The 25,625-nt window shown below is 73.7% G+C and carries 30 protein-coding genes; 10 read left to right on the plus strand and 20 right to left on the minus strand.

The genetic code is table 11. The features are described 5' to 3' along the window. Window positions 1-146: 146 nt before the first annotated feature. From AB0G01_RS08280 to AB0G01_RS08330, 11 genes are all read right to left on the minus strand, one after another. Window positions 147-893, minus strand: a complete 747-nt coding sequence (locus tag AB0G01_RS08280; RefSeq protein ID WP_360941004.1) for a phosphoglyceromutase — start codon at window positions 891-893, stop codon at window positions 147-149. A 115-nt stretch (window positions 894-1,008) separates the two neighbouring features. Then, window positions 1,009-1,185 carry a hypothetical protein gene (locus tag AB0G01_RS08285; RefSeq protein ID WP_360941006.1) on the minus strand — a complete coding sequence of 59 codons (177 nt, stop codon included), beginning with the start codon at window positions 1,183-1,185 and terminating at the stop codon, window positions 1,009-1,011. A 223-nt stretch (window positions 1,186-1,408) separates the two neighbouring features. Then, window positions 1,409-2,014 carry a hypothetical protein gene (locus AB0G01_RS08290; RefSeq protein WP_360941008.1) on the minus strand — a complete coding sequence of 202 codons (606 nt, stop codon included), beginning with the start codon at window positions 2,012-2,014 and terminating at the stop codon, window positions 1,409-1,411. Then, complete coding sequence (locus AB0G01_RS08295; RefSeq protein WP_360941010.1) at window positions 2,011-3,264, minus strand: hypothetical protein; 1,254 nt, start codon at window positions 3,262-3,264, stop codon at window positions 2,011-2,013. The genes AB0G01_RS08290 and AB0G01_RS08295 overlap by 4 nt, the downstream gene beginning before the upstream one ends. Next, window positions 3,261-3,992 (minus strand): ATP-binding cassette domain-containing protein, encoded by a 732-nt coding sequence (locus AB0G01_RS08300; protein WP_360941012.1) that lies wholly within the window; start codon window positions 3,990-3,992, stop codon window positions 3,261-3,263. Before AB0G01_RS08300 ends, AB0G01_RS08295 begins: the two co-directional genes overlap by 4 nt. A 204-nt stretch (window positions 3,993-4,196) precedes the next feature. After that, the gene (locus tag AB0G01_RS08305) at window positions 4,197-5,759 is read right to left on the minus strand and encodes an AMP-binding protein (protein ID WP_360941014.1); all 1,563 of its coding nucleotides are present in this window, start codon (window positions 5,757-5,759) and stop codon (window positions 4,197-4,199) included. A gap of 417 nt (window positions 5,760-6,176) precedes the next feature. Continuing rightward, entirely contained in the window at window positions 6,177-7,034 is an 858-nt protein-coding gene (locus AB0G01_RS08310) for a DUF4349 domain-containing protein (RefSeq protein ID WP_360941016.1), read from the minus strand. A 119-nt stretch (window positions 7,035-7,153) separates the two neighbouring features. Then, complete coding sequence (locus AB0G01_RS08315; protein ID WP_360941018.1) at window positions 7,154-7,636, minus strand: YbjN domain-containing protein; 483 nt, start codon at window positions 7,634-7,636, stop codon at window positions 7,154-7,156. Continuing rightward, complete coding sequence (mshA, locus tag AB0G01_RS08320; RefSeq protein ID WP_360941020.1) at window positions 7,633-8,886, minus strand: D-inositol-3-phosphate glycosyltransferase; 1,254 nt, start codon at window positions 8,884-8,886, stop codon at window positions 7,633-7,635. Before mshA ends, AB0G01_RS08315 begins: the two co-directional genes overlap by 4 nt. Beyond that, window positions 8,883-9,662 carry an alpha/beta hydrolase gene (locus AB0G01_RS08325; protein ID WP_360941022.1) on the minus strand — a complete coding sequence of 260 codons (780 nt, stop codon included), beginning with the start codon at window positions 9,660-9,662 and terminating at the stop codon, window positions 8,883-8,885. Before AB0G01_RS08325 ends, mshA begins: the two co-directional genes overlap by 4 nt. A 67-nt stretch (window positions 9,663-9,729) precedes the next feature. Next, window positions 9,730-10,875 carry an Ig-like domain-containing protein gene (locus AB0G01_RS08330; RefSeq protein WP_360941024.1) on the minus strand — a complete coding sequence of 382 codons (1,146 nt, stop codon included), beginning with the start codon at window positions 10,873-10,875 and terminating at the stop codon, window positions 9,730-9,732. 79 nt (window positions 10,876-10,954) lie between these two features. Here AB0G01_RS08330 and AB0G01_RS08335 point away from each other — a divergent pair, with 79 nt between their 5' ends. Further along, on the plus strand, window positions 10,955-11,686 hold the full coding sequence (locus tag AB0G01_RS08335; RefSeq protein WP_360941026.1) for an SDR family NAD(P)-dependent oxidoreductase: 732 nt from the start codon (window positions 10,955-10,957) through the stop codon (window positions 11,684-11,686). Between the two features lie 10 nt (window positions 11,687-11,696). Here AB0G01_RS08335 and AB0G01_RS08340 read toward each other — a convergent pair whose 3' ends face one another. Next, window positions 11,697-12,653, minus strand: a complete 957-nt coding sequence (locus tag AB0G01_RS08340) for a hypothetical protein (protein WP_360941028.1) — start codon at window positions 12,651-12,653, stop codon at window positions 11,697-11,699. Window positions 12,654-12,769: 116 nt separating this feature from the next. Beyond that, a complete protein-coding gene (locus AB0G01_RS08345; protein ID WP_360941030.1) occupies window positions 12,770-13,900 on the minus strand; it encodes a UDP-N-acetylmuramate dehydrogenase in 1,131 nt (376 codons plus the stop codon). Between AB0G01_RS08345 and AB0G01_RS08350 the strand changes: the two genes are divergently transcribed. The 7 genes from AB0G01_RS08350 (at window position 13,887) to AB0G01_RS08380 (ending at window position 19,748) form a co-directional block, all read left to right on the plus strand. Beyond that, complete coding sequence (locus AB0G01_RS08350) at window positions 13,887-14,384, plus strand: DUF2505 domain-containing protein (protein WP_360941032.1); 498 nt, start codon at window positions 13,887-13,889, stop codon at window positions 14,382-14,384. The genes AB0G01_RS08345 and AB0G01_RS08350 overlap by 14 nt on opposite strands. Continuing rightward, window positions 14,363-15,166, plus strand: coding sequence for a class I SAM-dependent methyltransferase (locus AB0G01_RS08355; protein ID WP_360941034.1), 804 nt, complete (start codon window positions 14,363-14,365; stop codon window positions 15,164-15,166). Before AB0G01_RS08350 ends, AB0G01_RS08355 begins: the two co-directional genes overlap by 22 nt. Before the next feature lie 105 nt (window positions 15,167-15,271). Continuing rightward, a complete protein-coding gene (locus AB0G01_RS08360; RefSeq protein ID WP_360941036.1) occupies window positions 15,272-15,859 on the plus strand; it encodes an RNA polymerase sigma factor in 588 nt (195 codons plus the stop codon). After that, window positions 15,852-16,871 (plus strand): CU044_5270 family protein, encoded by a 1,020-nt coding sequence (locus AB0G01_RS08365; RefSeq protein WP_360941038.1) that lies wholly within the window; start codon window positions 15,852-15,854, stop codon window positions 16,869-16,871. Before AB0G01_RS08360 ends, AB0G01_RS08365 begins: the two co-directional genes overlap by 8 nt. A 96-nt stretch (window positions 16,872-16,967) precedes the next feature. Then, window positions 16,968-17,702 (plus strand): maleylpyruvate isomerase N-terminal domain-containing protein, encoded by a 735-nt coding sequence (locus AB0G01_RS08370; RefSeq protein WP_360941040.1) that lies wholly within the window; start codon window positions 16,968-16,970, stop codon window positions 17,700-17,702. Window positions 17,703-17,713: 11 nt separating this feature from the next. Then, the gene (purU, locus tag AB0G01_RS08375) at window positions 17,714-18,589 is read left to right on the plus strand and encodes a formyltetrahydrofolate deformylase (RefSeq protein ID WP_360941042.1); all 876 of its coding nucleotides are present in this window, start codon (window positions 17,714-17,716) and stop codon (window positions 18,587-18,589) included. A gap of 85 nt (window positions 18,590-18,674) precedes the next feature. Continuing rightward, window positions 18,675-19,748 (plus strand): hypothetical protein, encoded by a 1,074-nt coding sequence (locus AB0G01_RS08380; RefSeq protein WP_360941044.1) that lies wholly within the window; start codon window positions 18,675-18,677, stop codon window positions 19,746-19,748. 1 nt (window position 19,749) lies between these two features. Here AB0G01_RS08380 and AB0G01_RS08385 read toward each other — a convergent pair whose 3' ends face one another. Continuing rightward, window positions 19,750-20,304, minus strand: a complete 555-nt coding sequence (locus AB0G01_RS08385; protein ID WP_360941046.1) for a YbaK/EbsC family protein — start codon at window positions 20,302-20,304, stop codon at window positions 19,750-19,752. 71 nt (window positions 20,305-20,375) lie between these two features. Here AB0G01_RS08385 and AB0G01_RS08390 point away from each other — a divergent pair, with 71 nt between their 5' ends. Next, window positions 20,376-21,137, plus strand: coding sequence for a TipAS antibiotic-recognition domain-containing protein (locus AB0G01_RS08390; RefSeq protein ID WP_360941048.1), 762 nt, complete (start codon window positions 20,376-20,378; stop codon window positions 21,135-21,137). A gap of 37 nt (window positions 21,138-21,174) precedes the next feature. Here AB0G01_RS08390 and AB0G01_RS08395 read toward each other — a convergent pair whose 3' ends face one another. From AB0G01_RS08395 to AB0G01_RS08415, 5 genes are all read right to left on the minus strand, one after another. Then, window positions 21,175-21,720 carry a type 1 glutamine amidotransferase domain-containing protein gene (locus tag AB0G01_RS08395; RefSeq protein ID WP_360941050.1) on the minus strand — a complete coding sequence of 182 codons (546 nt, stop codon included), beginning with the start codon at window positions 21,718-21,720 and terminating at the stop codon, window positions 21,175-21,177. Between the two features lie 9 nt (window positions 21,721-21,729). Next, window positions 21,730-22,389 (minus strand): alpha/beta hydrolase, encoded by a 660-nt coding sequence (locus tag AB0G01_RS08400; protein WP_360941052.1) that lies wholly within the window; start codon window positions 22,387-22,389, stop codon window positions 21,730-21,732. Beyond that, complete coding sequence (locus AB0G01_RS08405; RefSeq protein WP_360941298.1) at window positions 22,386-22,676, minus strand: DUF2516 family protein; 291 nt, start codon at window positions 22,674-22,676, stop codon at window positions 22,386-22,388. The genes AB0G01_RS08400 and AB0G01_RS08405 overlap by 4 nt, the downstream gene beginning before the upstream one ends. A gap of 111 nt (window positions 22,677-22,787) precedes the next feature. Further along, the gene (locus AB0G01_RS08410) at window positions 22,788-23,468 is read right to left on the minus strand and encodes a hypothetical protein (RefSeq protein WP_360941054.1); all 681 of its coding nucleotides are present in this window, start codon (window positions 23,466-23,468) and stop codon (window positions 22,788-22,790) included. 12 nt (window positions 23,469-23,480) lie between these two features. Further along, window positions 23,481-23,873: a helix-turn-helix transcriptional regulator gene (locus AB0G01_RS08415; RefSeq protein ID WP_360941301.1), complete on the minus strand. Its 393-nt coding sequence runs from the start codon at window positions 23,871-23,873 to the stop codon at window positions 23,481-23,483. A gap of 110 nt (window positions 23,874-23,983) precedes the next feature. Between AB0G01_RS08415 and AB0G01_RS08420 the strand changes: the two genes are divergently transcribed. Then, the gene (locus AB0G01_RS08420; protein WP_360941056.1) at window positions 23,984-25,093 is read left to right on the plus strand and encodes a methyltransferase domain-containing protein; all 1,110 of its coding nucleotides are present in this window, start codon (window positions 23,984-23,986) and stop codon (window positions 25,091-25,093) included. A 42-nt stretch (window positions 25,094-25,135) separates the two neighbouring features. Here AB0G01_RS08420 and AB0G01_RS08425 read toward each other — a convergent pair whose 3' ends face one another. After that, window positions 25,136-25,576 (minus strand): zf-TFIIB domain-containing protein, encoded by a 441-nt coding sequence (locus tag AB0G01_RS08425; RefSeq protein WP_360941058.1) that lies wholly within the window; start codon window positions 25,574-25,576, stop codon window positions 25,136-25,138. Between the last annotated feature and the right edge of the window lie 49 nt (window positions 25,577-25,625).

A 25,625-nucleotide genomic window follows, 5' to 3' on the forward strand; every position in this document is an offset into this window, starting at 1 on the left:
AACGGCCGGCAGGCCGGCAGACCGGGACTCGGTGCCCGACCTGCCGGCCTTCGTCGAAACGGTGGGACCGGCTGCTAGCGACTCAATCCGACCGGCCGCTAGCGACTCGATCCGACCGGCCGCTAGCGACTCGATCCGACCGGCCGCTAGCGGCCCTGGTTCGCCACGGCCTTGATCGCGTTCGCCGCCGCGTCCGGGTCGAGGTAGGTGCCGCCCGGGTTGAGCGGCTTGAGCGCCTCGTCGAGGTCGTAGCGCAGCGGGATGCCGGTCGGGATGTTCAGGCCCGCGATGGCCTCGTCCGACACGTCGTCGAGGTGCTTCACCAGCGCGCGCAGCGAGTTGCCGTGCGCGGCCACCAGGACCGTCCGGCCGGCGCGGAGGTCCGGCACGATCGCGGTCTCCCAGTACGGGATCATCCGCTTCACGACGTCCAGCAGGCACTCGGTCAGCGGCAGGTCCGGGCCGAGGTCCGCGTAGCGCGGGTCGGTGTCCTGGCTGAACTCGGTGCCGGGCTCGATCGGCGGCGGCGGGGTGTCGTAGGAGCGACGCCAGAGCATGAACTGCTCCTCGCCGAACTCCTCCAGCGTCTGCTTCTTGTTCTTGCCCTGCAACGCACCGTAGTGCCGCTCGTTGAGCCGCCAGTCGCGGTGCACCGGGATCCAGTGGCGGTCGGCCGCGTCCAGCGCCAGGTTGGCGGTGGTGATGGCGCGCCGCATCAACGACGTGTGCACCACCTCGGGCAACAGGTTCGCCTCGCGCAGCAGCACACCGCCGCGCGTCGCCTCCCGCACGCCCTTCTCCGACAGGGGTACGTCCACCCAGCCGGTGAACAGGTTCTCCGCGTTCCAGACGCTCTCGCCGTGGCGGAGCAACACGAGGGTTCCGACAGCCATGCGCCAAGCCTGCCAGATGCGCGTTCCACGCGTACGCGCCGGACCTGCGCGGACGCGGCGGGCGGGCGCGGGGAAGGCCCCCGGCCGGGGAGCCGGGAGCCTTGCCCGGTCGCGATCAGACGCCGGCGACGCCGAGGCCGAGCAGCGGGAGGGCGGTGTTCGTGACCAGGCCGAGCGGGCCGCTGGACGTCACCGGGCCGGTCACCGCGTCCAGCGGGGACGCGTTGGCGACCGGGGCGGTGATGACGAGGGCGGCGGCGGTCGCGAAGACGAGCTTGCCGAGCGTGCGCATGTGAACTCCGAACCAATGGGGGGTCTTTCCGAACAACCGACGATGCTGGCGGCCCGCCGACCCGCCCGCGAGCCGAACCGCCCGGGTCAACACTTCCGTGTGACGGCAGGCCGCAGTTCTGCGCCTCGCACCACGTCCACGTGTGGCCTGAGTGGACCGCGCAGCACCGCTCACCGGCCGGGAGACCGCACACCGCCGCCCGGAAACCGCGCACGGGGTGCGGCTAGTCGGCCACGATCTCAGGGCGCGGACCCCGGGCCACGAACGCCACCACCCCCACCGCGCAGCACGCGACGGCGAGCGCGAACGCCGAGCGGTCGTCGGCGTCCGCGAGGGGGAAGGCCCACCACCACTCCCCCCTCCCGCCCTGCGCCGTCGCACTCAGGCGGGTGCCGAACAGCAGGCACGCGACGAGGTGGACCAGCGGCAAGGTCCAACTGCGGGTGGCACCGGCCACCACGGCCGTGACCAGCGCCAGGCCGACCAGTCCCAGGGTGTTGCGCAACGCCGTCACGGGCTGGGCGAACACCAGGCTGGTCAGCGAGGCGGTGCCGACCAGGCACCCGACCAGCGCCGCCCGCAGCGGCCCGGCCCGGCGCGGTGCGACCAGGAACAGGGTCGTCGGCGTCCGGCTGTGCAGGCCGACGGCCCCGGCGAGGACCAGCGGCAGCAACTGGGTCAGCGGCACGTCCAGCCGGCGGACATCGCCGAACGAGGGCACCGGCACGTGCTCCCCGCCGACGGTCGCCGCCACGGCGGCGACACCGGCGCACGTGCCCAGCAGCACCGGCCAGCGGTGGGCCCGCAGCCACAGCCACGCGACGGTCATGACACCGCCGGCGCGGGCGTCACGCAGTCGCGGTGCGCGGCCACGACGTCCGCGTACCACTGCCGCTGCCGCTCGACCGGGCTCTCCACGAGCCGGGTGAACTGCGCCGCCCGGTCCACGGGCACCAGCGCGGCCGGCGGCGTGTCGGGACGTACGCGGTGGGTCAGCCAAGCGTCCACCAGGACCCGGGAGGTGGCGGCCGGGAACGGGCCGGAGCCGGTTTCGGTCCGGGCGCACTCGGGCGGGGACGGCATGTGCTGCCGGGCCAGCGTGAGGACCAGGTCGTCCTTGCCCATCCCGGGCCGCACCGCGCCGACGCGCGCCACGTCGGCCCCCGGCCGCAGCCCCGATTCCAGGTACAGCGCCGGCGACGCCCCGAGGTCGGCGAACAGCGCGCGGTAGGTGCCGACGGCGTCGAGCCAGGTCGTCACGTCGCTGCCGTGCTCCGGCCACATGCACACGGTCACGCCGTCCCGGGTCCCGCACGCCTCGGCGGTCGGGGTGCGGGGCACCGTGAGCTGTCCGCCGGTACCCACGATCAGCGACACGCCGAACACCGCCGCCGTCGCCCCGAGCACGCCGAGGGGCGCGCTGCGGATCACGCTGGGCCACGCCAGCACAGCGGCGGCGGACAGGACCAGCGCGGCGATCCACAGCCACTGGCCCGTCACGGTCTCGGCCAGCGGCTGGGTGGTGACGTCGCAGCACGCGCGGTCGACCGCGCTCAGCCGGGCGAGCACCGGGTCGGTGCTGGAGGAACCGAAGGCCAGGCTCAACCACACGAGCACGGCCACCAGCGGTGCGGCGAGGTGGCGCGGCAGCAGGCGGCCGGCGACGGCACCGACGAGGGTCCCGGCCACGAAGGTGAGCGGTCCGAGCAGCACGACCGACCAGTAGGGCCCGCCGCTGCCCCGCGTGCCGGCGGCCATGAGCGCGAACGCGGCACCCCACCCGGCGAAGCCGGCCAGCAGCGCGGGGATGCAGTTGATCATCGCCCAGGTGGCCGGCGACCGGGGGAACGTGCGGGCCGGCAGCGCCGAACTCGTCCGCCGCCAGCGCGAGGTGTCCCACGCCGCGATCGCCGCGGTGAGCGGCACCAGGAGCACCCCGTGCTGCTGGAGCTGCCCCGAGGTCCACCCCCAGTCCACCGATTCCCCGCCCCGGCTGCCCGCGAACAACCCCAGCGCCACCATCACCGGCACGGCGACCGGTGCGCTGCCCCGCCGCAGCGCGATCAGCAGCGGGCTCACCGTTCGTCCCCCACCAGGGAGTCGTACGCCTCGTCGATGTGCGCCGCGCCGGCCCCGGTGCCCCCGGTGAACTCGTCGACCGTGCCCGTGAACCGGATTCGGCCCTCGTCCAGGACCGCGACCCGGTCGGCCATCGCCGCCACGTCCTCGGTGAGGTGGGTGCTGAGCACGACGGTCCGCTGGTCGGCGACGGCCCGGACGAGGTCGCGCAGACCCCGGCGCTGCCGGGGGTCGAGCCCGGCGGTCGGTTCGTCCAGCAGCACGACGTCCGGCCGGTTGACGATCGCCTGCGCGATGCCGACCCGGCGGTGCATCCCCCCGGAGAGCTTGGCCACCTTGGTGTCCTTGCGCCCGGTGAGGTCGACCGCGGCCAACGCCTCGGCGACCGCCGAGGCCCGCTCCCGCCGGGGCACCAGCCGCTGCCACGCGGCGAGGGTCAGCAGCTCGGCGACGGTCAGGTTCCCGGGCAGGGTGAACGTCTGCGGCAGGAAACCCAGTGCGCAGCGGTACGCCGTGCGGTCCCGAACGCTGTCCACGCCCCAGGCCACGACCGTTCCGGATTGAATCCGCAAACCGGTGGACAACAGTCCCAACAACGTGCTTTTGCCTGCCCCGTTGGGCCCCAGCACCGCCGTCACGCCTATCGGGAAGTCAACACTTAAATCTTCTAACGCGACCACACCACCATAGCGGTGGCCAACCCCCTCGACCCGCACAGAATTGCCCATTGCCCGCCCTTTCCCCCTGGTCGTCGTGGTGGTCGACCCTATCGGATCGACCACCACGGCGTTCGAACAGGCTCGTCCCGATTGGGCCAAGGGACGGTCTTGCCGCCATCGTGGACCTGACCTGCGGTCGCGATCCAACGGAAAATTACCGAATACGGATGAGGCGGTATCACCATTAATATTTCCCGGAATTGAATGGGCTTTTTAGACGCTTTCGCGCGCCCGCAGGTCCTTGCGCAGGATCTTCCCCGACGCCGACTTCGGAATGGCGTCGATGAACTCCACGACCCGCACCTTCTTGTGCGGCGCGACGTGGTCCGCCACGAACGCCATCACGCCGGCCGCGTCCAGGGACGCGCCGGGCTGGACCACGACGAACGCCTTGGGCACCTCCTCGCCCTCGTCGTCGCGCACGCCGACCACCGCCGCATCCGCGATGTCCCGGTGCGTCAGCAACAACGCCTCCAGTTCCGCCGGCGGCACCTGGTAGCCCTTGTACTTGATCAGCTCCTTGACCCGGTCCACGATGCTGACCAGACCGCGCCCGTCGATCACCGCCACGTCGCCGGTGTGCAGCCACCCGTCCTCGTCCAGGGTCGCGGCCGTGGCGTCGGGGTCGTTCAGGTAGCCCTTCATCACGTTCGGGCCTCGGCACCACAGTTCGCCGCGCTCGCCGACGCCGACGTCCTCGCCGGTGGCCGGGTCGGTGACGCGGCACTCCATGTTGGGGGCGATGACGCCCACCGTGCCGACGGAGATGTCGTCGCGCCCGTCCGGGATCGCGTGGCTGACCGGGCTCATCTCGGTCATCCCGTAGCCCTGGGACACGCGGCAGCCCAGGCGTGTCGCGACGGCCGCCGCCAGGTCGACGTCGAGCGGCGCGGCACCGGAGAAGACGGTGTCGACGGCGGACAGGTCGTACTGGTCGACCAGCGGGTGCTTGGCCAGCGCGACGGCGAGCGGCGGCGCGATGTAGACCCGGTCCGTGCGGTGGTCCTGGATCACCCGGAGGAACTCGGCCAGGTCGAACCTCGCCATCGTCACGACCGTCGCGCCGACGTGCAGGCCGTTGTTCATCAGCACCTGCATCCCGTAGATGTGGAAGAACGGGAGCACGGCCAGGATGCGGGAGCCCGCGCCGACGTTCAGCAACGGCCCGCACTGCACGATGTTCGCGACCAGGTTCCGGTGCGTCAGCAGCACGCCCTTGGCGCGCCCGGTGGTCCCCGAGGAGTAGGGCAGCACGGCCACGTCCTCGGCCGGGTCCACCGCCACCCGGGGCACCGGTCCGGTGCCGGCCAGCAGTCCGGCCAGGTCCGGGTACCCCTCGGCCCCGTCCAGCACGACCACGTCGGTGACACCCGCCCCGGCCGCGCCCGGTGCGGCGTGGGGCAGCAGCGCGGACACCGTGAACAGCATCTTCGCGCCCGCGTCGACGAGTTGCCGCGCCACCTCGTCGGCGGTGTAGAGGGCGTTGACCGTGGTCGCGATCGCGCCGGCGCGCAGGATGCCGTGGAAGACGACGGCGTAGTGCGGGGTGTTGGGGCAGAGGATGCCGACGACGTCGCCCTTGCCGATGCCCCGCTCGGCCAGGGCGGCGGCCAGGCGGTCGACCGCCTCGGCCAGTCGGCGGTAGGTGAGGGACGCGCCCGTGGAGCCGTCGACCAGGGCCACGCGGTCCGCGCGCTCGCCGAGGTCGGCGAACAGCAGCTCGTGCAGCGTCACGTCCGGGAGCTCGACATCGGGGAACGGACTGCGGAAGACCATGCGGCAGCCTCACTACTCGCTGGTAACGACAGTCCCGCCATCGTGAGCCACGACACAGTGCGGGTCAAGGCACGACGAAGATCACGACAGCGTTACTTCACTCGGCCAATAGCACTCGAATGGAGCAGCGCCAGCCCTTGTGGTGATCGACGGCGATCTGCCAAGTTGACAGGGCCGAACGGGTCGGCTCCCACGCACTCCAACGACCCGCCAGGCACCACCGCGGTTTGCCATCCCCCCGTCGAACCGCGGCCCGCTGGGATTCCCGGGCTCCCCCCGCCCGGATCCACCAGTAGCGGGGACTGACGTGGGGCGGCTTGAGCTCGCGACTCCCCCTCTCTCCCAAGCCGCCCCGCGCTCCCCCACTAGGCCTACTCCGAGTAGAGTTTTCCTCAGGTAATACGGCTCATCCGGGTGTCAGGGCGTCACCGCGCTCTTGCGGCGACGACGCCAGACGAGGTAGGCGAGCAGCGGCGTCGCGAGCACCACCGCGAACGGCAGGACGCCCCCGATGACGACGAGCAACCACGAGACGGCCGTCGTCAGCGCGCCCCAGCCGGCACCGAGCGCGGTCAGGAAGTTCTGGTCCTCCGCCTGCGCCGCGCCCGGGGCGGGCGCGGCGGGCCGGGTCACCGACAGGGTCAAGGTCGACAGCGAGACCTGTCCCCGCAACGAGTCGTAGCGCCGCTGGAGCGATTCCAGCTCGCCCTGCCGCTTGGTCAGCTCGGCCTCGATCTGGGTGATCTCCGACGTGCTGCCCGCCCGGTCCAGCAGCCCGCGCACCCGCTCCACGCTCGCCCGCTGGTTCGCCAGGCGCGCCTCGACGTCCACGACCTGGTCCGTCACGTCCTCGGTGCGCACGGTCCGCTCGCCGACCACGACGTCGGGCAGCTCGCCGATCGCCTTCATCACCGCGTCCAGCCGGTCGCCCGGCACCCGCAGGGTCGCGGTGGCCCGCCGGTCGGTGAGGTTCTCCGCGCCGGTGAACCCGCCCTGGGCGATCGCGGCGTCCTTCGCGCTGGTCAGCGTGCCCGCCACGTCCTGGGCGGTCAGCTCCATCGACCCGGTGCGCACCAGGTGCCGGTTCTGCGCGGTCGGCTCGGCGGCGGCGTTCTCCTGCCTGCCCGGCGACTGTCCCGGCGTGCCCGCCTGCTGCGGGGCGTCCAGCCGTTCGGCCGGTGCCGCGGCCTGCGAACCGGCGTTCTCCTGGCCCGCCGAGCACCCCGCCAGCGCCACCAGCGCCAGAGCCACCGCGACTACCGCACGTCCGCCCATGTTCCCCTCCCGTGGTCCCACGCCCGCGGGGCCGCGTCGGGAGGCCCCGCCGACCTGCCGGAGGCAGGTCGATCAGACGGGAGACGGAACGCGGGAGGGCGGCAGTTGCGCGGGGACGATCACGATTCGGACACCAGGTGGCGGAACGCCGCCAGGTTCGCGAGCGATTCGCCGCGGGACACCCGCCAGTCCCACTCGCGCTGGATCGCACCCTTGAAACCGATCTCCAGCAACGTGTTGAAGTCGCCGTCGGCGGCTTCCACCACCTGCCCGAGCACCCGGTCCAGCTCGTCGGCCGTCACCGCGTGCGGCGGGATGCGCCCCACCAGGTAGATGTCGCCCTCGGTGTCGATCGTGTAGTGCACGCCGTAGAGCTTCGCGTTGCGCCGCAACAGGAACCGGTACACCGCCTCGTGCGCCTCGTCCGGCTTGCGGCACACGAACGCCTCCACCACGACGGCGTGCCGGCCGACCACCAGCCAGCAGTTGGTCTGGAGCTTCTTCGTCCCCGGCAGGGTGACGAAGAACTTCCCCGGTTCCTCGTGGGTGTACACCAGCTCGCGTTCGTCCAAAGCGGACCCGATGACCTCGTCCAGGCTCAAGCGAAGACCTCCTCGCAAAACACGTCCCGGGCACGTCCGTACCCCGCCAGCAGCGAATCAGTCGTCCGGTCCCAGGAGAACCGGCGGGCGTGCCCGACCGCGTTCGCGGCCAGCTCCTCCCGGCGCGCGGGGTGCAGCGCCACCGACTCCAGGGCCCGCGCCCACGCCACCGGGTCGTGCCCGTCGACCAGCGCGCCGGACACCCCGTCCCGCACGGCCACCGGCAGCCCGCCGACCGCCGCCGCGACCACGGGCGTCCCGCACGCCTGCGCCTCCAGCGCGACCAGGCCGAACGACTCGTTGTGGCTGGGCACCGCGACCACGTCGGCCGCCCGGTACACCCGCGCCAGGTCCGCGCCGCCCTGCGGCGGCAGGAACCGCACCACGTCGGTGATGCCGAGCTCGCCGGCCAGCCGCTTGAGCTCCTCGGGGGTCTTCACCCCGGTGCCGGACGGCCCGCCGACCACCTGCACCACGAGCCGGTCGCGCAGGCCGGGCGAGCGGCGCAGCACCTCGGCGGCGGCGTGCAGCAGCACGTCCGGGGCCTTCAACGGCTGGATGCGGCCCACGAACGTGAGCACCACGTCGTCCGGCCGCAGCCCCAGCGCCGAGCGCGCCGCGCCCCGGTCACCCGGCGCGAACAGGTCCAGGTCCACGCCCGGCGGCACGACCTGCACCTTCGCCGGGTCCGCCGCGTACAGCTCGACCAGCTCACGCGCCTCGACGTCGGTGTTGGCGACCAGCGCGTCCGCCTCGGCGACCACCTGCTCCTCGCCGATCACCCGCATCCGGGGCTCGGGGGTGTCCGACGTCGCCAGGTAGGCGTTCTTCACCTTCGCCAGCGTGTGCGCGGTGTGCACCAGCGGCACGCCCCACCGCTCCCGGGCGAGCCACCCGACCTGGCCGGACAGCCAGTAGTGCGAGTGCACCACGTCGTAGTGGCCCGGTTCGTGGCGCGCCTCGGCCCGCAGCACGCCCGCGGTGAACGCGCAGAGCTGGCCGGGCAGCTCCTCCTTGCCGAGGCCCTCGAACGGGCCGGCGACCACGTGCCGCACCTTGACGCCGGGCGCGAGCTCGGCCACCGGCGGCAGCTCGGACGACGTGGCCCGGGTGAAGATCTCCACCTCGATGCCGCGCCGGGCCATCCGGGTGGCGGTCTGCACGATGTAGACGTTCATGCCGCCCGCGTCGCCCGTGCCGGGCTGCTCCAGCGGCGAGGTGTGCACGGACAGCACCGCGACCCGCTTCACGGCGCGACCGCCGCGACGAAACCGGCCAGGTCGGCGGCGAACCGCTCCGGGCGTTCCCGGAACGGCAGGTGTCCCACGCCCTCGTACCAGCGCATCTCCGCTCCGGGAACGGTGGCCGCGGCGTACTCCGCCGCAGCCGGGTCGACCACCTCGTCGGCGGTCCCGTGCACCACCAGGGTCGGCCTGTCGACGGCTTTCAGCACCTCGGAGCTGTCCACGTCCCGCCGGAACAGGTCGCGGCGCACCCGCGCGGGCACCCGCAGCGCGGTGCCCAGCAGGCGTTGCACGTCACCGCCCTGGGCGGTGCAGAACTTCAGCAGCGCGGGCACGGCCACCTCCGGGTCGTCGGACAGCGCGTCGGGCAGGGCCTCGCGCAGCACCCGGCCGGTGACGCCGCCGGGCCGGTCCGGCCCGATCTCGGTGATCGCGCCCACCAGCACCACCCCGTCCACCCGCGAGGTGCCGTACCGGCGCAGGTAGTCGGTGATCACCAGGCCGCCGTAGGAGCAGCCGACCAGGACCGCCGGGCCGGTGTGGTCCAGCACGGTCCGCAGGTCGCCCGCCCAGGTCGCGGAGTCCCGGTAGCCGGTCTCCGGCACGTCCGACCCGCCGTGCCCGCGCAGGTCCGGCGCGTAGGCGTGGAAGGACTCGCCGGGTGGCCACACCTCGCCGGACTGGGCCCAGCCGTGCACCAGCACCACCGCCGGGCCGTGCGCGGGGCCCGACTCGCGGACGGACAGCCGGACGTCCTCGTCGGCGAGGAGAGAAGTCAGCACGACCAGTCTCAACAACCGGAAGAGTGCATCACTTCCCGATACGAGGCCGGATCGCGGCGCACGGCGGTCAGAGCGCCGACATGGTCCGCCACTGCGTCCACGGGATCTGCCAGTCGTACCAGTCGTACTGGGCCGGAAGGGTGGTGATCGCCCCGGTCACCTCCACCGGGTCACCCACCATGGCGCTGTCGTAGTACGCCTTGGCGTCGGCTTCCAGCAGGTTCGCGCAGCCGTGCGAGGTGTTGTTCTTGCCGATGTTGCCCGCGTTGTCGTTGTTCTCGTGGATGAACTCGCCGTGGTTGGAGAACCGGACGGCCCACTTCTTCAGCACGTTGGTGTAGCCGTAGCGCGGGTTGTCGAAGCTGAACTCGGGGTCTTTCTGCATCACCACGAACGTGCCGTTCGGGGTGGTCAGCTCCGGGTCCGCGTCCCGCCCGAACGACGCCGGGTAGCTCGCCACGGTCTGGCCGTCGCGCTGCACCACGAGCTGGTGCGACGGGGTGTCGATCTTCACGACCTGGTTGCGGCCGATGGTGAAGTCGCTGGTCACGTCGGCCGTGCCGAACGCGCCGCCGCCGTAGGGCACGCCGTAGAGCTTGGCCTCGACGTGCACGGTGGTGTTGGCCGGCCAGTAGGTCTCCGGGCGGTAGTGCACCTCGCGCGAGCTCAGCCAGCCCCAACTGCCCTTGACGTTCGCCGAGTTGGTCACGGTCAGCGCCTTCTCGGCGCTCGCCCGGTCCGCCACGTCCGCGTCGAACTTGACCATGATCGGGACCGCGACGCCGACCGTCTGGTCGTCGCCGGGGAACAGCGTGGCGCGCACCCGGCTGCCGGCGGCCAGCGTGGTGAAGGTGCCCTTGAGGTCGACCTTCCTGCCGTCCGTGCCGGTGGCCCGGCCCTGGTAGGCGTAGCTCTTGCCGAAGCCCAGGGGTTCGGTGCTGGACCAGGTCTTCTTGTCCTCGGCGACCTCGCCCGCGACGGCCTTGCCCTCGGCGTTGGTCAGCGTGACCTCGTCGAGCGCGCCCTCCGCCACGGTCACCCGCACCGGCTGGTTGACCGGCACGTCCACCGCGCCGTCCGCCGGCGCGGTGGTGAACTTCGCCACCGGCGGGCGGTCACCGCCCTCCGCCTGGGGGGCACCCGGTTCGACCTGGGCGGAGCACCCGGCCAGGACGACCGCCCCGAGCAGCAGGGCTGTGATTCGCTTGCGCACTGTTCGACCTCCCGAACGAAGGACGCGCACTGGGGCTTTCGGTGCGAGTGATCCGCATCACACACCTAGGATCACCCCTGTGACCCGTCCTATCGCAGTCGTCACCGGAGCCAGCGCGGGTATCGGTGAGGCCACCGCCCGCAAGCTCGCCGCCGAGGGGTTCCACGTCGTGCTGGGGGCCCGCCGGCTCGGCCTGCTCCAGACTATCGCGGATGAGCTGGGCGGCACGGCCGTCGAGCTCGACGTGACCTCCGCGTCGTCCGTCGAGGCGTTCGCCGCCGCCGTGCCGCACGCGCGCGTGCTGGTGAACAACGCCGGCGGCGCGCGCGGCCTCGACCCGGTGCTCACCGCCGACGAGGACGACTGGCGCTGGATGTGGGAGACCAATGTGCTGGGCACGTTGCGCGTCACCAAAGCCCTGCTGCCCGCGCTGATCGAGTCCGGCGACGGGCACGTGGTGACGGTGACGTCCGTGGCCGCGTACGAGGCCTACGACAACGGCTCGGGCTACACCTCCGCCAAGCACGCCCAGTCGGCGCTGCACCGCACCCTGCGGGGTGAACTGCTGGGACGACCCGTCCGGGTGACGGAGGTCCTGCCGGGCATGGTGGAGACCGACTTCTCGGTGAACCGGTTCGACGGCGACGCCGACCGGGCGGCGGCGGTGTACGCGGACGTGACGCCCCTCACCGCCGACGACGTGGCGGACGTCATCGCGTTCGCGGTGACCCGACCCTCGCACGTGAACCTGGACCAGATCGTGCTCAAGCCCCGCGCGCAGGCGTCGGCGACCCGGGTGCACCGGGGCTGACACCCCGGGGTCACGGCTCCACCACCAGCAGGTCCACGTCGAGCTGGTCGAGGACGTCGGCGATGGGGTTGGCGAACCCGCGGTGCCGGCTGCCGGCGCAGTGCAGACCGACCACCCGGTTCTCGTCGTCCAGCAGCACGGCCCCCGAATCGCCGTGGTCGGCGAACGGCCCCTCGACCCGGATCTGGTCGCGCAACGTCCGCACGCCCAGCCCCGCGCCGAAGTCCAGGGTGATCGACGCGTCCGTGGAGGCCACCACGCCGCCGGTCAGCGCGGTGGTCCGCCCGCGCTTGCGCACGTGCTGCCCGACCCGCGCTTCCCCTTGCCCGGCAACGAGTCCGATCCCCGCCACCTCGGCCCGCGACCTCGGGGTGGTGAGCAGGATCGCCGCCGCGTCCACGGCCCCGGACAGCGCGGCCCGCGCCAGCACGCCGATCCGGTCCCGGTACGGGTGCCCGCCGTCGACGCGGGACGGGTGCACCATCGGGTCGCCGACCGCCCACGCGTCGTCCACGCACGCGATGTGGAACGACGTCAGCGCCATCGTCCGGCGCTTGACGCGCGGCGTGACCAGCGCGCCGAGCGTCCCGGCGACGAGGTAGTCGTCCGCCTCCGCCACGTCCGGCGGCACGAACCGCACCGCGCGGCTCGGCCCGACCCCGATCCCGCCGACCAGCAGCTCGTGCCGCTCCGCGCCGCTCACGCCCTCCGGCGAGGCGAGCGTGTGGTGCGGGAAGAACGTGTCCTCGACCACGTCCGTCGGGATGCCCAGCACCTCCGGCGGGATGGTGAACTGCGCCGCGTTCCCCTTGCGCCGCACGTAGACCACGATCGACGGTACGCCCGTGCAGCGACCGCCGACCGCCTTGTGGCCGATGTCGACACCGGCCACCCCGGGCCGGCTCAGAAAGTCGTCCTCGACCAACCACTTGATCGGCCTGATCGCCGCACGCGCGTCGCCTGCCATGACGACCTCCCACCACCTCTCCCTCAATGAAACGCGAGGAGTGAGGTTTCGTCACACGCAGTCACCCGAACGGCCGGTCGGCCACTTGCGCCGGTCCGCTTCGGACGGCGGATTCGTCAGAACTCGCAACCCACCAGCACGGGCTCCGGGCGCAGCTCGACGCCGAACGCCGAACGCACCCCGTCGCGCACCTCGCGCGCCAGGTCCAGCAGGTCCTCGGTGGACGCGCCGCCCCGGTTGGTCAGCGCCAGGGTGTGCTTGCCGGACAACGCGACCCGCCCGCCGGGCCCGCAGTGGCCTCGGGTGAAGCCGGCCCGTTCGATCAGCCACGCGGCGGACAGCTTCCGGTGACCGGGACCGGCCGGGTAGGTGGGCACCTCCACGTGCCGGCCGAGCCGTTCGGCGATCCGGATCAGCACGCCGGACAGCGTCGAGTCGTCCAGCAGCGGGTTGGTGAAGAACGAGCCCGCGCTCCACGTGTCGTGGTCGGCCGGGTCGAGCACCATCCCCTTGCCGCGCCGCAGTTCCAGCACCGCCTCGCGGGCCGCGTCGGCGGGCACCCGGTCACCCGGGCCGACGCCGAGGACGCGGGCCAGCTCGGCGTAGCGGATCGGCGCGGACTGGCCGCCGGAGGTCAGCGCGTACCGGGCGCGCAGCACCACGGCGTGGTCGGTGCCCTTGAGCACGCTGGTGCGGTAGGCCAGGCCCAGCGCGTCGGTGGCCATCTGGTTGACCCGGCCGGTGCGCCGGTCCAGCACGTCCACGGAGGTGAGGACCTGGGAGATCTCGACGCCGTACGCGCCGACGTTCTGCACCGGCGTCGCACCGACCTGGCCGGGGATGCCGGACAGGCACTCCAGCCCGCCCAGGCCCTGCGACACGGCTTCGGCGACGACGGAGTCCCAGTCCTCGCCGGCCTCCACGGTGAGCTGCACCAGGCCGTCGCCGAGCGGGTCGAGCCGGCGGCCCTGCGTGCCGACCCGCACGACCGTGCCGGCGAAGCCGGTGTCGGCGATCACCAGGTTGGAGCCGCCGCCGAGCAGCAGCACGGGGTCGCCGGCCGCGTCGAGCGCGCGCACGGCGTCGACCAGCTCGGCGGACGTGGTGGCGTCGGCGTACCGCGCGGCCGGGCCACCGAGCCGGAGCGTGGTGCGCTCGGCCAGCGGCACGCGGGAGCGCACCTGGGTGCTGGACAGCGGGGTGGTCACGACTGGCAACGGTAGCCTCCGCGGCATGGCACGCCGCATCGAGCACCTGACGACGTTCCCCCGGCCCGCGTCGGAGGTCTACGCAGCGCTGGTGGACGAAAGCCACCTGCGCGACCGCCTGGCCGCCCTGGGCGGGGTGGACGCCGCGCTGGTGGCGTTCACCACGACCGAGGGCACCACGTCGTACCAGCTCAAGCAGGGCGTCCCGGCGGACCGGCTGCCCCCGGTGGCGCGCGGGGTGCTCGGCGGCGACCTGGTGATCGACCGGGCCGAGTCGTGGACCGAGGCCGGCCGCGCGGGCACCGTCGAGGTGACCCTGAACGGCGTGCCGGGACGGCTGGACGGGACCTTCACCCTCGTCGACACCGCCGGCGGCGGGAGCGAGCTCACCCTCGCCGGTCAGGTCAAGGTGGGCATCCCGCTGATGGGCGGCAAGCTGGAGGGCCTGATCGCCGAGCAGGTGGCCGTCCTGCTGGAGAACGAAACCGAGTTCACCACCGAATGGCTCGCCCGCCGCGCCTAGCGGCGGGCCGGGCCCGCGCGCTCGGCCTGCCCACCAGGGGCACGACCAACCCGAACCGCCTGCGCCGGGTCGACCGGTGGCTGGTGCACGCGCACGGCGGACTCGTCGCGCACGCCGCCGACCCGCTCGTGGTCGACCTCGGCTACGGCTCGTCGCCGGTCACCACCGTCGAGCTGGCCGCGCGGCTGCGCCCGCTCAACCCGGCGCTGCGCGTGCTGGGCCTGGAGCTGGACGCCGACCGGGTCGCGGCGGGCGAGGCCGCGGCCGACCCGCCCCGGCTGGAGTTCCGGCGCGGCGGGTTCGAGCTGGCCGGCCGCCGGCCGGTGCTGCTGCGCGCGTTCAACGTGCTGCGCCAGTACACCGAGGAGCAGGCGACCGAGGCGTGGACCACCATGCTCGGCCGGCTCGCGCCCGGCGGCGTGCTGGTCGAGGGGACGTGCGACGAGATCGGCCGCCGGTGCTCGTGGGTGGCGCTCACCGCCGGGGAACCCCGGACGTTCACGCTGTCCTGCCTGCCCGCCGACCTGGAGACGCCCGGTGACCTGGCCGAACGCCTGCCCAAGGCGCTGATCCACCGCAACGTGCCCGGCGAGCGGGTGCACGCCCTGCTGGCCGAGCTGGACGCGTGCTGGGCGACCGCCTCGGCGTTCGCGCCGTTCGGGCCGCGCGCCCGCTGGGTCGAGGCGGTCTCGCTGCTGGCCGCGCGGTGGCCGGTGCTGGACGACCGGAAGCGGTGGCGGCTCGGCGAGGTGACCGTGCCGTGGGAGTCCGTGCGGCCGTAGCCCACCGCGCCCGGCTCCCGCGCTGAAACGCGGCCCGACCCGGCGCACGATGTGCCCGTGGCCACACATCGGGAACGCCGGCGGGGGCCGGGGGCAGGTACCGGTGTGCGAAGCGACGTAGCGCCGACGGCGCGGACGAGGCCACCGGACCGGGTGGCGCTGGACGAGGGTTCGCTGTTGACCCTCTACGAGTCGACGGCGGCGCGGCTGCACCGGTACGTGGCCCGGCGGATCGGTGCGGACACCGCGCAGGACGTGGTGTCCGAGGCGTTCCTGGTGCTCTGGGAGCGGCGGGCGGGGCAGGTGGTCGAGCAGGACACGCTGCGCGCCTGGCTGTACGGCGTCGCCACGAACCTCCTGCGCCGGCACGTCCGGTCCGAGGACCGCAAGTACCGGGCCTGGAGCCGGGAGCACGCGGCGCGCACCGACGTGGCGGACGTCGGCGAGCGGGCCGGCGGGGCGGCCGACGCGGACGCCCTGGCCGGGCCGCTCACCCGGTGGCTGGCCGACCTGCGCCGCGAGGAGCGGGACGTGCTGCTGCTCACCGCGTGGGCCGACCTGGCACCCGCCGAGATCGCCGTCGCGCTGGACGTGCCGGTCGCCACCGTCCGCACCCGCCTGCACCGGGCCCGCGCCCGCCTGCGCACCCGCCTGGCCGACCACCTCACCGACTCGGGGGACCACGATGCGTGAGAACGCTCTCGACCAGTTGCTCGACCGCGCGCTGGACCGGGCCGTCGCCGACGAGCCGGACCTGACGGCGGCGCGGCTCGACCAGGGCCGGCTCCGCCTGGCCGCCGACCTCCGCGCGGCACCGACCGGCCGGAAGCGGTCCTGGCAGCCGCGCCGCGCGCTGGTCGCCGCCGCGGTGGTGGCGGTGGTCGCGGCCGGCGGGATCGTCGTGCAGGGCCTGGGCGGTGGCGAGCGGGCCGCCGCCGCGACCCTGAACCGCGCCGCCGACCTGGCCGCCTCGGTGTCCGACCAGCCCGTGGGTCCGGACCAGTTCCGCTACGTCCGCAGCCGCGCGCGCGGCATCACCGTCGAGCTGGGCGAGAACAGCGCGTGGAGCGCCGGCCTGGTCAACGAGCGGTGGATTCCCGCCGACCCGCACCGGGAGTGGATGGAGCGGCAGTCCGACGACGGCCCGGCCACGTGGGTGGCCGGCCGCGAGGGTGCCGGGGACCCGCCCGCCAACCCGGCGCAGCGCAACGGCGAGTTCCGCGCGCCGTGCGGCAACTTCGCCTACTTCGCCGCCACCGAACCGGACCGCTGCACCCTGGCCGACTGGAACCACCCCACGCCGGAGTTCCTGGCCGGCCTGCCGCAGGACCCCAAGGCGCTCTACGACCGCCTGGTGGCCGACGGCGGGGACGGCGAGGTCGGCGCGTTCACCGCGGTGCGCGGTGCGCTCGGCACCGGCCGCTACCCGGCCGCCGTCCGCGCCCTGCTCTACCGGGCGCTGGCCCACTCGCCGAACCTGGAGGTGACCGACGACCGGGCCAACCTCGACGGGGTCACCGGCACCGCGCTCGGCCTGGAGGTCCACGGCGACTTCACCGAGCTCGTCATCGACCCGGCCGACGGCTCGTACCTCGGCTGGCGCGAGGTGGCCGCCGACGACAGCTCGCTGCCCCGGGGCACGGTCCGCCAGTCGACCTCCACCACCACGGGCGTGGCCGACACCCTCGGCGTCGCGCCCCGCTGACACCGGTCGGCCGCGTCGGGGCGGCCGACCCCTCCGGGGGTGCGGTCCACGCGTTCGGGGCGCGTGGACCGCACCCGTCCCCCTAGGGTCGAACGGGTGGAACACCAAGACTTCCTCGACCAGGCGCAGGTCCAGTACCGGGCCCTGCGCACCGCGGTGATCACGGCCGGACCGGGGACCCCGGTGCCCACCTGCCCCGCCTGGGACGTGTCCGGGCTGGTGCGACACCTCGCCGGGGTGAGCTCGCTGGTGCTGGGCGCGCTGACCGGCCCGGTGGACGGCGGACCGCCGGAACCCGAGTCGCCTCCCGAGGACTGGGAGGAGCTGGTGACCTGGTGGCAGGACAGGTTCACGGCGGTGAACCGGGTGCTGGCCGGCGCGAGCGCGGACACGCCCGCGTGGACGCCCTCGGGTCCGCCGGTCGCCGGCTTCTGGAGCCGCCGCCAGGCCCACGAGCTGGCCGTGCACCGCCTCGACGCCGAGCACGCGGTGCACGGCCCCGAGGTCCCGCCGCTGCTGTTCGACACCCCGTTCGCGGCCGACGGCGTGGACGAGTTCTTCACCGCGGTGCTGACCCGGACGGCCCGCGAACGCCCGGTCGAGCGGTCCGGGCGGGTGCTGTGGCACGCCGCCGACGCGGGCCGCACCTGGGAGCTCCGCCTCACCGCCGGCGAACCGCCGGTGACCGGTCCGGCCACCGGCGCGGCGACCGACCACGACACCACCGTCGCGGGCACCGCGGACGCGCTGTACCGGGCGGCGTGGGGCCGGCCGAGCGGCGCGATCGTGTCCGGGGACAGGTCGCTGCTGGACGCGCTGCCGCGACCGTAGATACTTCGACCGTGCCCCAGCCTGAACGACGCTACGTGATCACCTTCGGGTGCCCGGACCGGACCGGCATCGTCGCCGGCGTCTCCGCGTTCCTGGCCGAGCACGGCGGCTGGATCGTGGAGGCGGCCTACCACACCGACCCGGCCACCAACTGGTTCTTCACCCGCCAGGAGGTGCGCGCGGACTCGCTGCCGTTCGGCGTGGACGAGCTGCGCGAGCGGTTCGGGCGGGTGGCGCGGGAGCTGGGCGCGCACACCAACTGGCGGATCACCGACACCGGCGAGCGGCGGCGGGTGGTGCTGCTGGTGTCCAAGGAGGGCCACTGCCTCTACGACCTGCTGGGGCGGGTCGCGTCGCGGGAGCTGGACGTGGACGTGTCGGCGGTGATCGGCAACCACACCGACCTCGCGGGCATCACCCGCGCGCACGGCATCCCGTTCCACCACGTGCCGTTCCCGGCGAACGACCCGGAGGCCAAGGGGGCGGCGTTCGCGCAACTGCGGCAGCTCGTGGACGTCCACCAGCCGCACGCCGTGGTGCTGGCCCGGTTCATGCAGGTCCTGCCGACCGAGCTGTGCGCGGCGTGGTCCGGGCGGGCGCTGAACATCCACCACAGCTTCCTGCCCTCGTTCGTCGGCGCGCGGCCGTACCACCAGGCGCGCGGCCGGGGCGTGAAGCTGGTCGGCGCGACCTGCCACTACGTGACGGCCGAGCTGGACCAGGGCCCGATCGTCGAGCAGGACGTGATCCGGGTCGACCACACCGACTCCATCCCGGACATGGTGCGCAAGGGCCGGGACATCGAGAAGGTGGTGCTGGCGCGCGGTCTGCGGTGGCACCTGGAGGACCGGGTCCTGGTGCACGGCAACCAGACCGTCATCTTCTAGCGGGCGCGGGGAGTCCCACCGGACCGCTCCGGCGGGCACGTGTCCCGGGCGGTCGGCGCGACCCGGGCGGCCGTAGGCTGCGCCGGTGCGCACCGAGATCAGGGACCTCGACCAGGTCCACGCCGCCCGCGACCTGCGCGGCGCGGTCCTCGTCGGACTGGACCTCACCGGGGCGGACCTGCGGGTGCCGCTGGACGGCGCGCTGTTCCTCGGCTGCGTGCTGTCGCCCTCGGGCCTGCGCCGCGCGAACGCGGCCGGTGCGCTGGTGTTCCCGAACATCCCCGACGTCCCATACCGGGTCTACCGGTCCTCGCTCTACACCCCGGCCGAGCTGTTCGCCGGGTTCGACCCGGCCCGGCCCGAGTCCTACGCCGACACCCCCGACGCCCGGATCTACCGGCACAGCAAGCAGCAGGGCCACCACCCGGACCCGCTGCACGCGCTGGCCGAGCGCCTGCACGACCACGCGGTGACCGAGGCCCTGGCCGAGGCGCTCACGGGCAGGCCGGTCGCCGTCATGGGCGGGCACGCGCTGGGCCGCGACACGGACGGCTACCGGCGCGCGGTCGCCCTGGGCGCGGCGCTCGGCGCGGCCGGGTTCACCGTGCTGACCGGCGGCGGTCCGGGCGCGATGGAGGCCGTGCCGCTGGGCGTGCGGGTGGGCGAGGACGCCTCGGTGCTGCGGGAGCTGGCGCGGACCCCGGGGTTCGGCCACGACGCCGAGTCGATCGGCCGGTGGCTGGCCGCGTTCCCGACCGACCTGCCGGCGTTCGACCGGCCGCGCACGATCGGCATCCCGACCTGGTTCTACGGGCACGAGCCGCCCAACCCCGCGTGCGAGCTGCACGCCAAGTACTTCGCGAACTCGGTCCGCGAAGAGGGCCTGCTCACCGTCGCGACCGGCGGCATCGTCTACACCCCGGGCAGCGCGGGCACCGTGCAGGAGGTGTTCCAGGACTACACCCAGAACCACTACGCCTCGGTCGGGCCGGCCGCGCCGATGGTGTTCCTGGGCGTGGACTTCTGGGTCGAGCAGGTGCCGGCCGCGCCGCTGGTCCGGCGGTTGGCGCGCGGTCGCGAGGCCGAGCGCTGGATCCTGGTCACCGACGACGTCGCGGAGGTCGTGGCGTTCCTCGGCGAGTACGCCGCCCAGGCCTGAGTCACGCCGGGCGGGCGAGCCCCTCGACCACCTCGGCACCGGGCAGCTTCGCCAGCACCTCGCCGGGCACCAGCAGCTTGCTGCCCCGGAGGCCGCTGCCGATCACCAGCTCCGGCGCGGCGGCGACCTCGGGCGAGAGCAGCACCGGCCAGTCGGCGGGCAGCCCGACCGGCGTGATGCCGCCGTACTCCATGCCGGTCAGCGACACGGCGTCGGCCATCGGCGCGAACGACGCGCGCCGGGCGTCCAACCGCCGCCGCACGACGCCGTTCACGTCGGCCCGCGTGGTCGCCAGCACGACGCACGCCGCGTACCGCACCGCGTCACCGCGCTTGCCCGCGACGATCACGCAGTTCGCGGAGGTCTCCAGCGGCGAGCCGTAGTGCGCGCAGAACTCGGCGGTGTCCGCCAGGCCGGCGTCGATCTCGGCGACCGCCAGGCGGTTCCCGTCGGGCAGCGCGCGCAGCGCGGCGGCCACCGGCGCGGCCACCAGGGCGAGGTGGTCGAGCACGGGGACGGGGGTCAGCTCTCCTGCGATGGTCCACACGCCGACCATCCTGCCAGCTCGCCTTGACGTTGACGTTACGTCAACCCCTAGCGTGGTCCTCACGGAGGAGGTGACGGGAAATGGCCTGGTCGATCGCCCAGGTCGCACGGATGTCGAAGGTGACTTCGCGGACGTTGCGGCACTACGACGCCATCGGGCTGCTGCCGCCGGCGAAGGTCGGCGACAACGGCTACCGCTACTACGAGCGGGAGCAGTTGTTGCGGCTCCAGCAGATCCTGCTGCTGCGCGACCTCGGGCTGAACCTGGACACGGTGTCCGAGGTGCTCGACGGCCGCCACCGCACGGTGGACGTGCTGCGCAACCACCAGCAGTGGCTGCACGCCGAGCGGGAGCGGCTGGACCGGCTGTCCGACACCGTCTCCAGGACCATCCGGGAACTGGAAGGAGATGAGCACACGATGAAGATGGAAGAGCTCTTCGAGGGCTTCGACGCCGATCGCCAGGCCCGCTACGAGGCGGAACTCGTGGAGCGCTACGGCGAAGGCGCGCGGGAGCACATCGACGAGGGCAAGCGCCGGTTCCGGGGCTGGACCAAGTCCGACGCCGACGGCTTCACGGCGGAGTGGCGGGCGGTCGCGAAGGCGCTCGGCGACCTGTTCGACGCGGGCGTCGCGCCCGACGCGCCGGAGGCGCTGGAAGCGACCGACCGGCACTACCGCTGGATCTGCCTGAGCTGGATCCCCAACCGGGAGTCCTACACCGGCCTGGGTCAGCTCTACGTGGACGCGCCGGACTTCAAGGTCCAGTTCGACGCCCACGCCGAGGGGCTCGCCGAGTGGGTGCGTGACGCGATGACGGCCTACGCGAACACCCGGCTCTAGCACGTCGCGGGGAGGTGCACCTCCCCGCGACGGCGGGCTACAACCCGAACGCCTTGAGCAGCTCGCGATTGAACGCGGGCAGGTCGTCGGGGTTCCGGCTGGTGACGAGCGTCCAGCCGTTCATGGTGCAGACCTGCACCTCCAGGTCGTCCCACTGCCCGCCCGCGTTGCGGATGTCGGTGGCCAGGCTCGGGAACGAGGTGAGCATCTTGCCGCGCACCACGTCCGCCTCGACCAGCAGCCACGGCCCGTGGCAGATCGACGCGACCGGCTTGCCGGCGGCGACGTGCGCCTTCAGGAACGCCACCGCGTCGCGGTCCAGCCGGAGCAGGTCCGCGTTCGCGACCCCGCCCGGGATCACCACGCCGTCGTAGTCGGCCGGCTCCGCGTCCGCGAACGGCACGTCGACGGGGAAGGTGTCGGCCGGCGTCAGGTGGTTGAACGCCTGGACCGTGCCCAGCTTCGGGGCGAGCAGCCTGGGCTGCGCGCCCGCCTTCTCGACCTGCTGCCAGGGATCGGTCAGCTCGACCTGCTCGATCCCCTCCGCGTGGACCAGGAATGCGATCTTCTTCGGTTCGGCCATGTCCCCCGGCTACCCGCCGAGGAAATCGCCCAACCACCCGCGCACGTCACCCCTCCGGGTCAACCACGACGGGACCAGCTCCAACCGGCCGTGCGGGAACGCGGCGGCGGTGGCCGCGGCGACCTCCGCCGGGTGCAGCGGGTCCCGGGTCGCGCCCACGACCAGCACCGGGATGCGCACCGCGGCCAGCAGCGCGCGGTCCGGGACGGCGACCTGACCGGGCAGGCCGGCCAGCGCCCCGTCCAGCCGGGCGAACGCCCGCCGGCGCTCCTCCAGGTACTCGGGCGGCCCGCCGACGACGGTGATCGCGCGCTCGCGGGGCAGCGGCCGGCGCGGCTCGTCCAGCACGGCGGGCAGCAGCAGCGCGACCCGCTCGAACGCGTCCGGGTCGTCGGCCAGCAGGGAGATCAGCGCGCCGGCGGTGAGCGAGACGCCGATCGCCCGCGTCGCGCCCACTTCACGGGCGACCAGGCGCAGGTCGGCGGCGATCCGCCGGTAGTCCCAGTAGTCGGCGGGCGCGTCCGGGGCGTCGCCGTGCGACGGGAGGGTGACCACGACCCTGGTGCCCGGCAGACCGGACGCGGGCAGGCGCGCTTCACCGGGTGTCGCACCCAGTCCGTGGCCGACCAGCGTGATCGGCGTGCCGGAGCCGAAGCTCCGGTAGGTCACCACCTCGGGCCGCGCTGGACCTCGATCAGGCGGGGCCGCACGTCCACCAGGTAGACCAGCACCGCGACCAGACCGGCGAGCCAGAACATCGCGCCCGCGCTGTTGAGGCTGAACAGCAGCAGCGCGAACGTGCCGCCGCCGGTGATGCCCAGCCACGCGGGCTTGGTGAGCCGCTCGGCCGCGGTGTAGGCGTCGGCGCGCTGGGACAGCGCGTGCACGAACGCGAAGACACCGACGATCAGCCCGGCGTAGTACGCCAGGATCATGATCCACTGGTCGAGGAAGATCAGGTCCAAGGCCGGAAACTGAGAGAACACGCCCCCCAGCCTACGTGCGGAGCGCGCGCCGGGTACAGCCGAAACGGGACGTCCCGGACAGGACGCCCCGTGACGGTGGGCTCACTCGGCCGTGTCGCCGGCCTTCTTCGTGGTGGAGCGCGTGGCGGCGGGCTTGCGCGCGGCCGTCACCTTGGGCGTGGCCGCCGCGTCGCGGGCGGGCTCGGCGCGGTCGGCCGCCTTGCGGGTGGTGGTGCGCACCTCGTGCGCGACCTCGCCGCCGGCCTCGACGACCGCCGTGGCGAGCTTCTCGCTGGCGTCGTCCACGTCGCGGGCGACCTTCTCGCCGACCGAGCGGGTCCGGCGGGTCACCTTGCCCAGCACGTCGTCGGCGAGGTCGCGGGCGTCGGCCGCGGCGGTACCGGTGCGCTTCTGCGCGGTCTCGACGGCCGCCTCGACCTCGCTCAGCGCCTTCTGCACCTGCGGCTGGCTCTTCAGCCGGTCCAGCGCCTCCTGGCCGTGCTCGGCGAGGTACTGGTAGAGGTTGAGCGCGGACTGGGTGTAGGTGTCCAGGACCTTGCGCAGCTCGGCCGGCTCGAACTTGTCGCGCAGGTCCTTGAGGTCGGCGCTCTCGGCGGCGGTCTTCGCGGCCTCGGCGCGCTCCTTGGTCTTGTTCAGGGCCTCGACCACGGCCTTCGCCGCCAGGTCGCCGGCACCCAGGGCGGCCAGCAGCGGCGTGCGGGCGGCGGCGACGACCTGCTCGCCCGCCTTGCGCAGCTCTTCGGTGGTGGGCAGGTTCGACATGGGGTTCACTCCTCAGGGCTTCGGTTGGCCGGCGGTGTTCTCCCGCCGGAACGACTCGTAGACGTCGAGCAGCACCTGCTTCTGCCGCTCGGTCAGGTCCGGGGCGGTCACGATGGCGTCCGCGAGTGCGCCGCCTTCGCGCTGCTCCAGGATTCCGGCCTCGACGTAGAGCGCCTCGGCCGAGATCCGCAGCCCCTTGGCGATCTGCTGGAGGATCTCCGCGCTGGGCTTGCGGAGCCCCCGCTCGATCTGGCTCAGGTAGGGGTTGGACACCCCGGCCAGCTTCGCCAGTTGGCGCAGCGAGATCTTGGCGGTGTTGCGCTGCTCGCGGATGTACTCGCCGATGTCGCGGCCGAGAGCGGCGACGGCCTGGTCGATGGACTTCTTGTCGGGCACGTCCACCACTTCCGGCACCTCCTCGATCCGTTTCCCACGGTACGCCTGGGTGCTAGCTCCTGCAAGCGCCCTGCTAGCAATTCGCACGTGCGCTCGCCCACAGCGCTACGGTGGGACGGGTGGACCTGGCCGCCAACCTGCGCGACGAGCTGGTCGACTCGCTGGCCACCGCCGGCGTGCTCGGCGACGGGCGGTGGGCGTCGGCGTTCCGCGAGGTGCCGAGGCACCTGTTCGTCCCGGAGTTCTTCGTGGCGACGCCCGCCGGCTGGGCCCCGGTGACCTCGGACCACCCGGACCACCTGGCGCTGGCCTACCGGAACCAGGTCTGCGTCACCCAGTTGAACGGCTCGGACGCGGCCTGGGGGCGAGCACTCGCCGAGGGTGCGGTGGAGGGCGTGCCGACCAGTTCGTCGAGCATGCCGACGATCATGGCGATCATGCTGGAGGCGCTGGACGCCGACGGGACCGTGCTGGAGATCGGCACCGGCACCGGCTACAACGCGGCGCTGCTCGCCCACGTGCTCGGCGACGAGGCGGTCACCTCGATCGACGTCGACCAGGGCGTGCACGCCCGCGCGGTGGCCCGGCTCGCCGAGGCCGGGCGGCGGCCGTTCTGCGTGGTGGGCGACGGCGAGCAGGGCTACCCGCCGCGCGCGCCGTACTCGCGGATTCTGGGCACGTGCGCGGTCTCCCGCATCCCGCCGGCGTGGCTCGGGCAGGTGGTGGACGGCGGGCTGATCGTCACCACGTTCACCCGCGCGCTGGGCGCGGGCCTGGTGCGGCTGGAGGTGCGCGACGGCGTCGCGGCCGGTCGGGTGCTGCCGGAGGACGGCCGCTTCATGCCGCTGCGGGCGCACCGCCAGGTCTGGGCGGACGACGCGCTGCACCGGGCGCTGCACGCGGAGGGGACCGGCCGGGCCACCCCGCTGGGCGCGCGGACCGCGGTCGACCCGGCGTCGGGTTTCGAGTTCTTCGCCGGGCTGGCGCTGCCCGAGGTGGCGGTGGGCCTGGACCCGGTGCGGCTGGTGCACCCCGACGGCTCGTGGGCCCGGCACCGGGGCGCGGTGGTCGACGAGGGCGGTCCGCGCGAGCTCTGGCGGGAAGCCGAGGCGGCCCACCGGGAGTGGCGGGCGCTGGGCCGACCCCGGCGGCACCGCTTCACCTTCACCGCGACCGCCGACGAGCAGCACTTCGCCCTCGACGGCACGGACCTCACCTGGCCGCTCTGACACCCGGCTACCCCGAGACCCCGGGACCCCGCCGGTGCCGCCCTAGTCGAGCAGCTCCTCCAGGAAGCTGCGCCGCCGGGGCGGGTGCCCGTAGCGGCCCTGGTCGGCGTAGCCGGGCGGGTACGCCTGCGGGTAGCCGTGCGCGGGCGGCGCGGCGGGTTGTCCGGGCGGCGGGGTGCCGGGCGGCGGTTGGTAGGGCGGTGGCGAACCGGCCGCCGCCGGCTGCGGACCGCCGACGTAAGGCGGCGGGGCACCGTCCGAGGGCGGCGGTGTGCCCGCGTACGGCGGCGGCGCGCCGTCCTGCGCGGGTTGCGGCGCGCCCGCGTAAGGCGGGGCCTGGGCGTAGTGATCGCGCTCGGCCGCCAGGATCTGGTCCAGTTCGCCGCCGTCGAGGAAGACGCCCTTGCAGTTGTCGCACTGGTCGATGTGGACGGCTCCGCGCGTGATGGTGCGCATGAGGTCCTGGCACTTGGGGCAGATCACCTACCCGAGGGTACGCACGACACAGGGGTGACCGCGTCACCACCTGGCG

Origin of the sequence: Actinosynnema sp. NPDC023587, assembly GCF_040640215.1 — a bacterium.
Taxonomy (GTDB): Bacteria; Actinomycetota; Actinomycetes; order Mycobacteriales; family Pseudonocardiaceae; genus Actinosynnema.

Bases quoted from the DNA above. Each gene is read 5' to 3' on its own strand.
- AB0G01_RS08340 (WP_360941028.1), bottom strand. From the start codon at position 12,653: ATGGCAGGCGACGCGCGTGCGGCGATCAGGCCGATCAAGTGGTTGGTC.
- AB0G01_RS08365 (WP_360941038.1), top strand. From the start codon at position 15,852: ATGCGTGAGAACGCTCTCGACCAGTTGCTCGACCGCGCGCTGGACCGG.
- AB0G01_RS08395 (WP_360941050.1), bottom strand. From the start codon at position 21,720: ATGGCCGAACCGAAGAAGATCGCATTCCTGGTCCACGCGGAGGGGATC.
- AB0G01_RS08355 (WP_360941034.1), top strand. From the start codon at position 14,363: ATGGCTCGCCCGCCGCGCCTAGCGGCGGGCCGGGCCCGCGCGCTCGGC.
- AB0G01_RS08390 (WP_360941048.1), top strand. From the start codon at position 20,376: ATGGCCTGGTCGATCGCCCAGGTCGCACGGATGTCGAAGGTGACTTCG.
- AB0G01_RS08350 (WP_360941032.1), top strand. From the start codon at position 13,887: ATGGCACGCCGCATCGAGCACCTGACGACGTTCCCCCGGCCCGCGTCG.
- AB0G01_RS08345 (WP_360941030.1), bottom strand. From the start codon at position 13,900: ATGCGGCGTGCCATGCCGCGGAGGCTACCGTTGCCAGTCGTGACCACC.
- AB0G01_RS08385 (WP_360941046.1), bottom strand. From the start codon at position 20,304: ATGGTCGGCGTGTGGACCATCGCAGGAGAGCTGACCCCCGTCCCCGTG.
- AB0G01_RS08285 (WP_360941006.1), bottom strand. From the start codon at position 1,185: ATGCGCACGCTCGGCAAGCTCGTCTTCGCGACCGCCGCCGCCCTCGTC.
- AB0G01_RS08300 (WP_360941012.1), bottom strand. From the start codon at position 3,992: ATGGGCAATTCTGTGCGGGTCGAGGGGGTTGGCCACCGCTATGGTGGT.
- AB0G01_RS08410 (WP_360941054.1), bottom strand. From the start codon at position 23,468: ATGTCGAACCTGCCCACCACCGAAGAGCTGCGCAAGGCGGGCGAGCAG.
- AB0G01_RS08310 (WP_360941016.1), bottom strand. From the start codon at position 7,034: ATGGGCGGACGTGCGGTAGTCGCGGTGGCTCTGGCGCTGGTGGCGCTG.
- AB0G01_RS08280 (WP_360941004.1), bottom strand. From the start codon at position 893: ATGGCTGTCGGAACCCTCGTGTTGCTCCGCCACGGCGAGAGCGTCTGG.
- AB0G01_RS08305 (WP_360941014.1), bottom strand. From the start codon at position 5,759: ATGGTCTTCCGCAGTCCGTTCCCCGATGTCGAGCTCCCGGACGTGACG.
- AB0G01_RS08290 (WP_360941008.1), bottom strand. From the start codon at position 2,014: ATGACCGTCGCGTGGCTGTGGCTGCGGGCCCACCGCTGGCCGGTGCTG.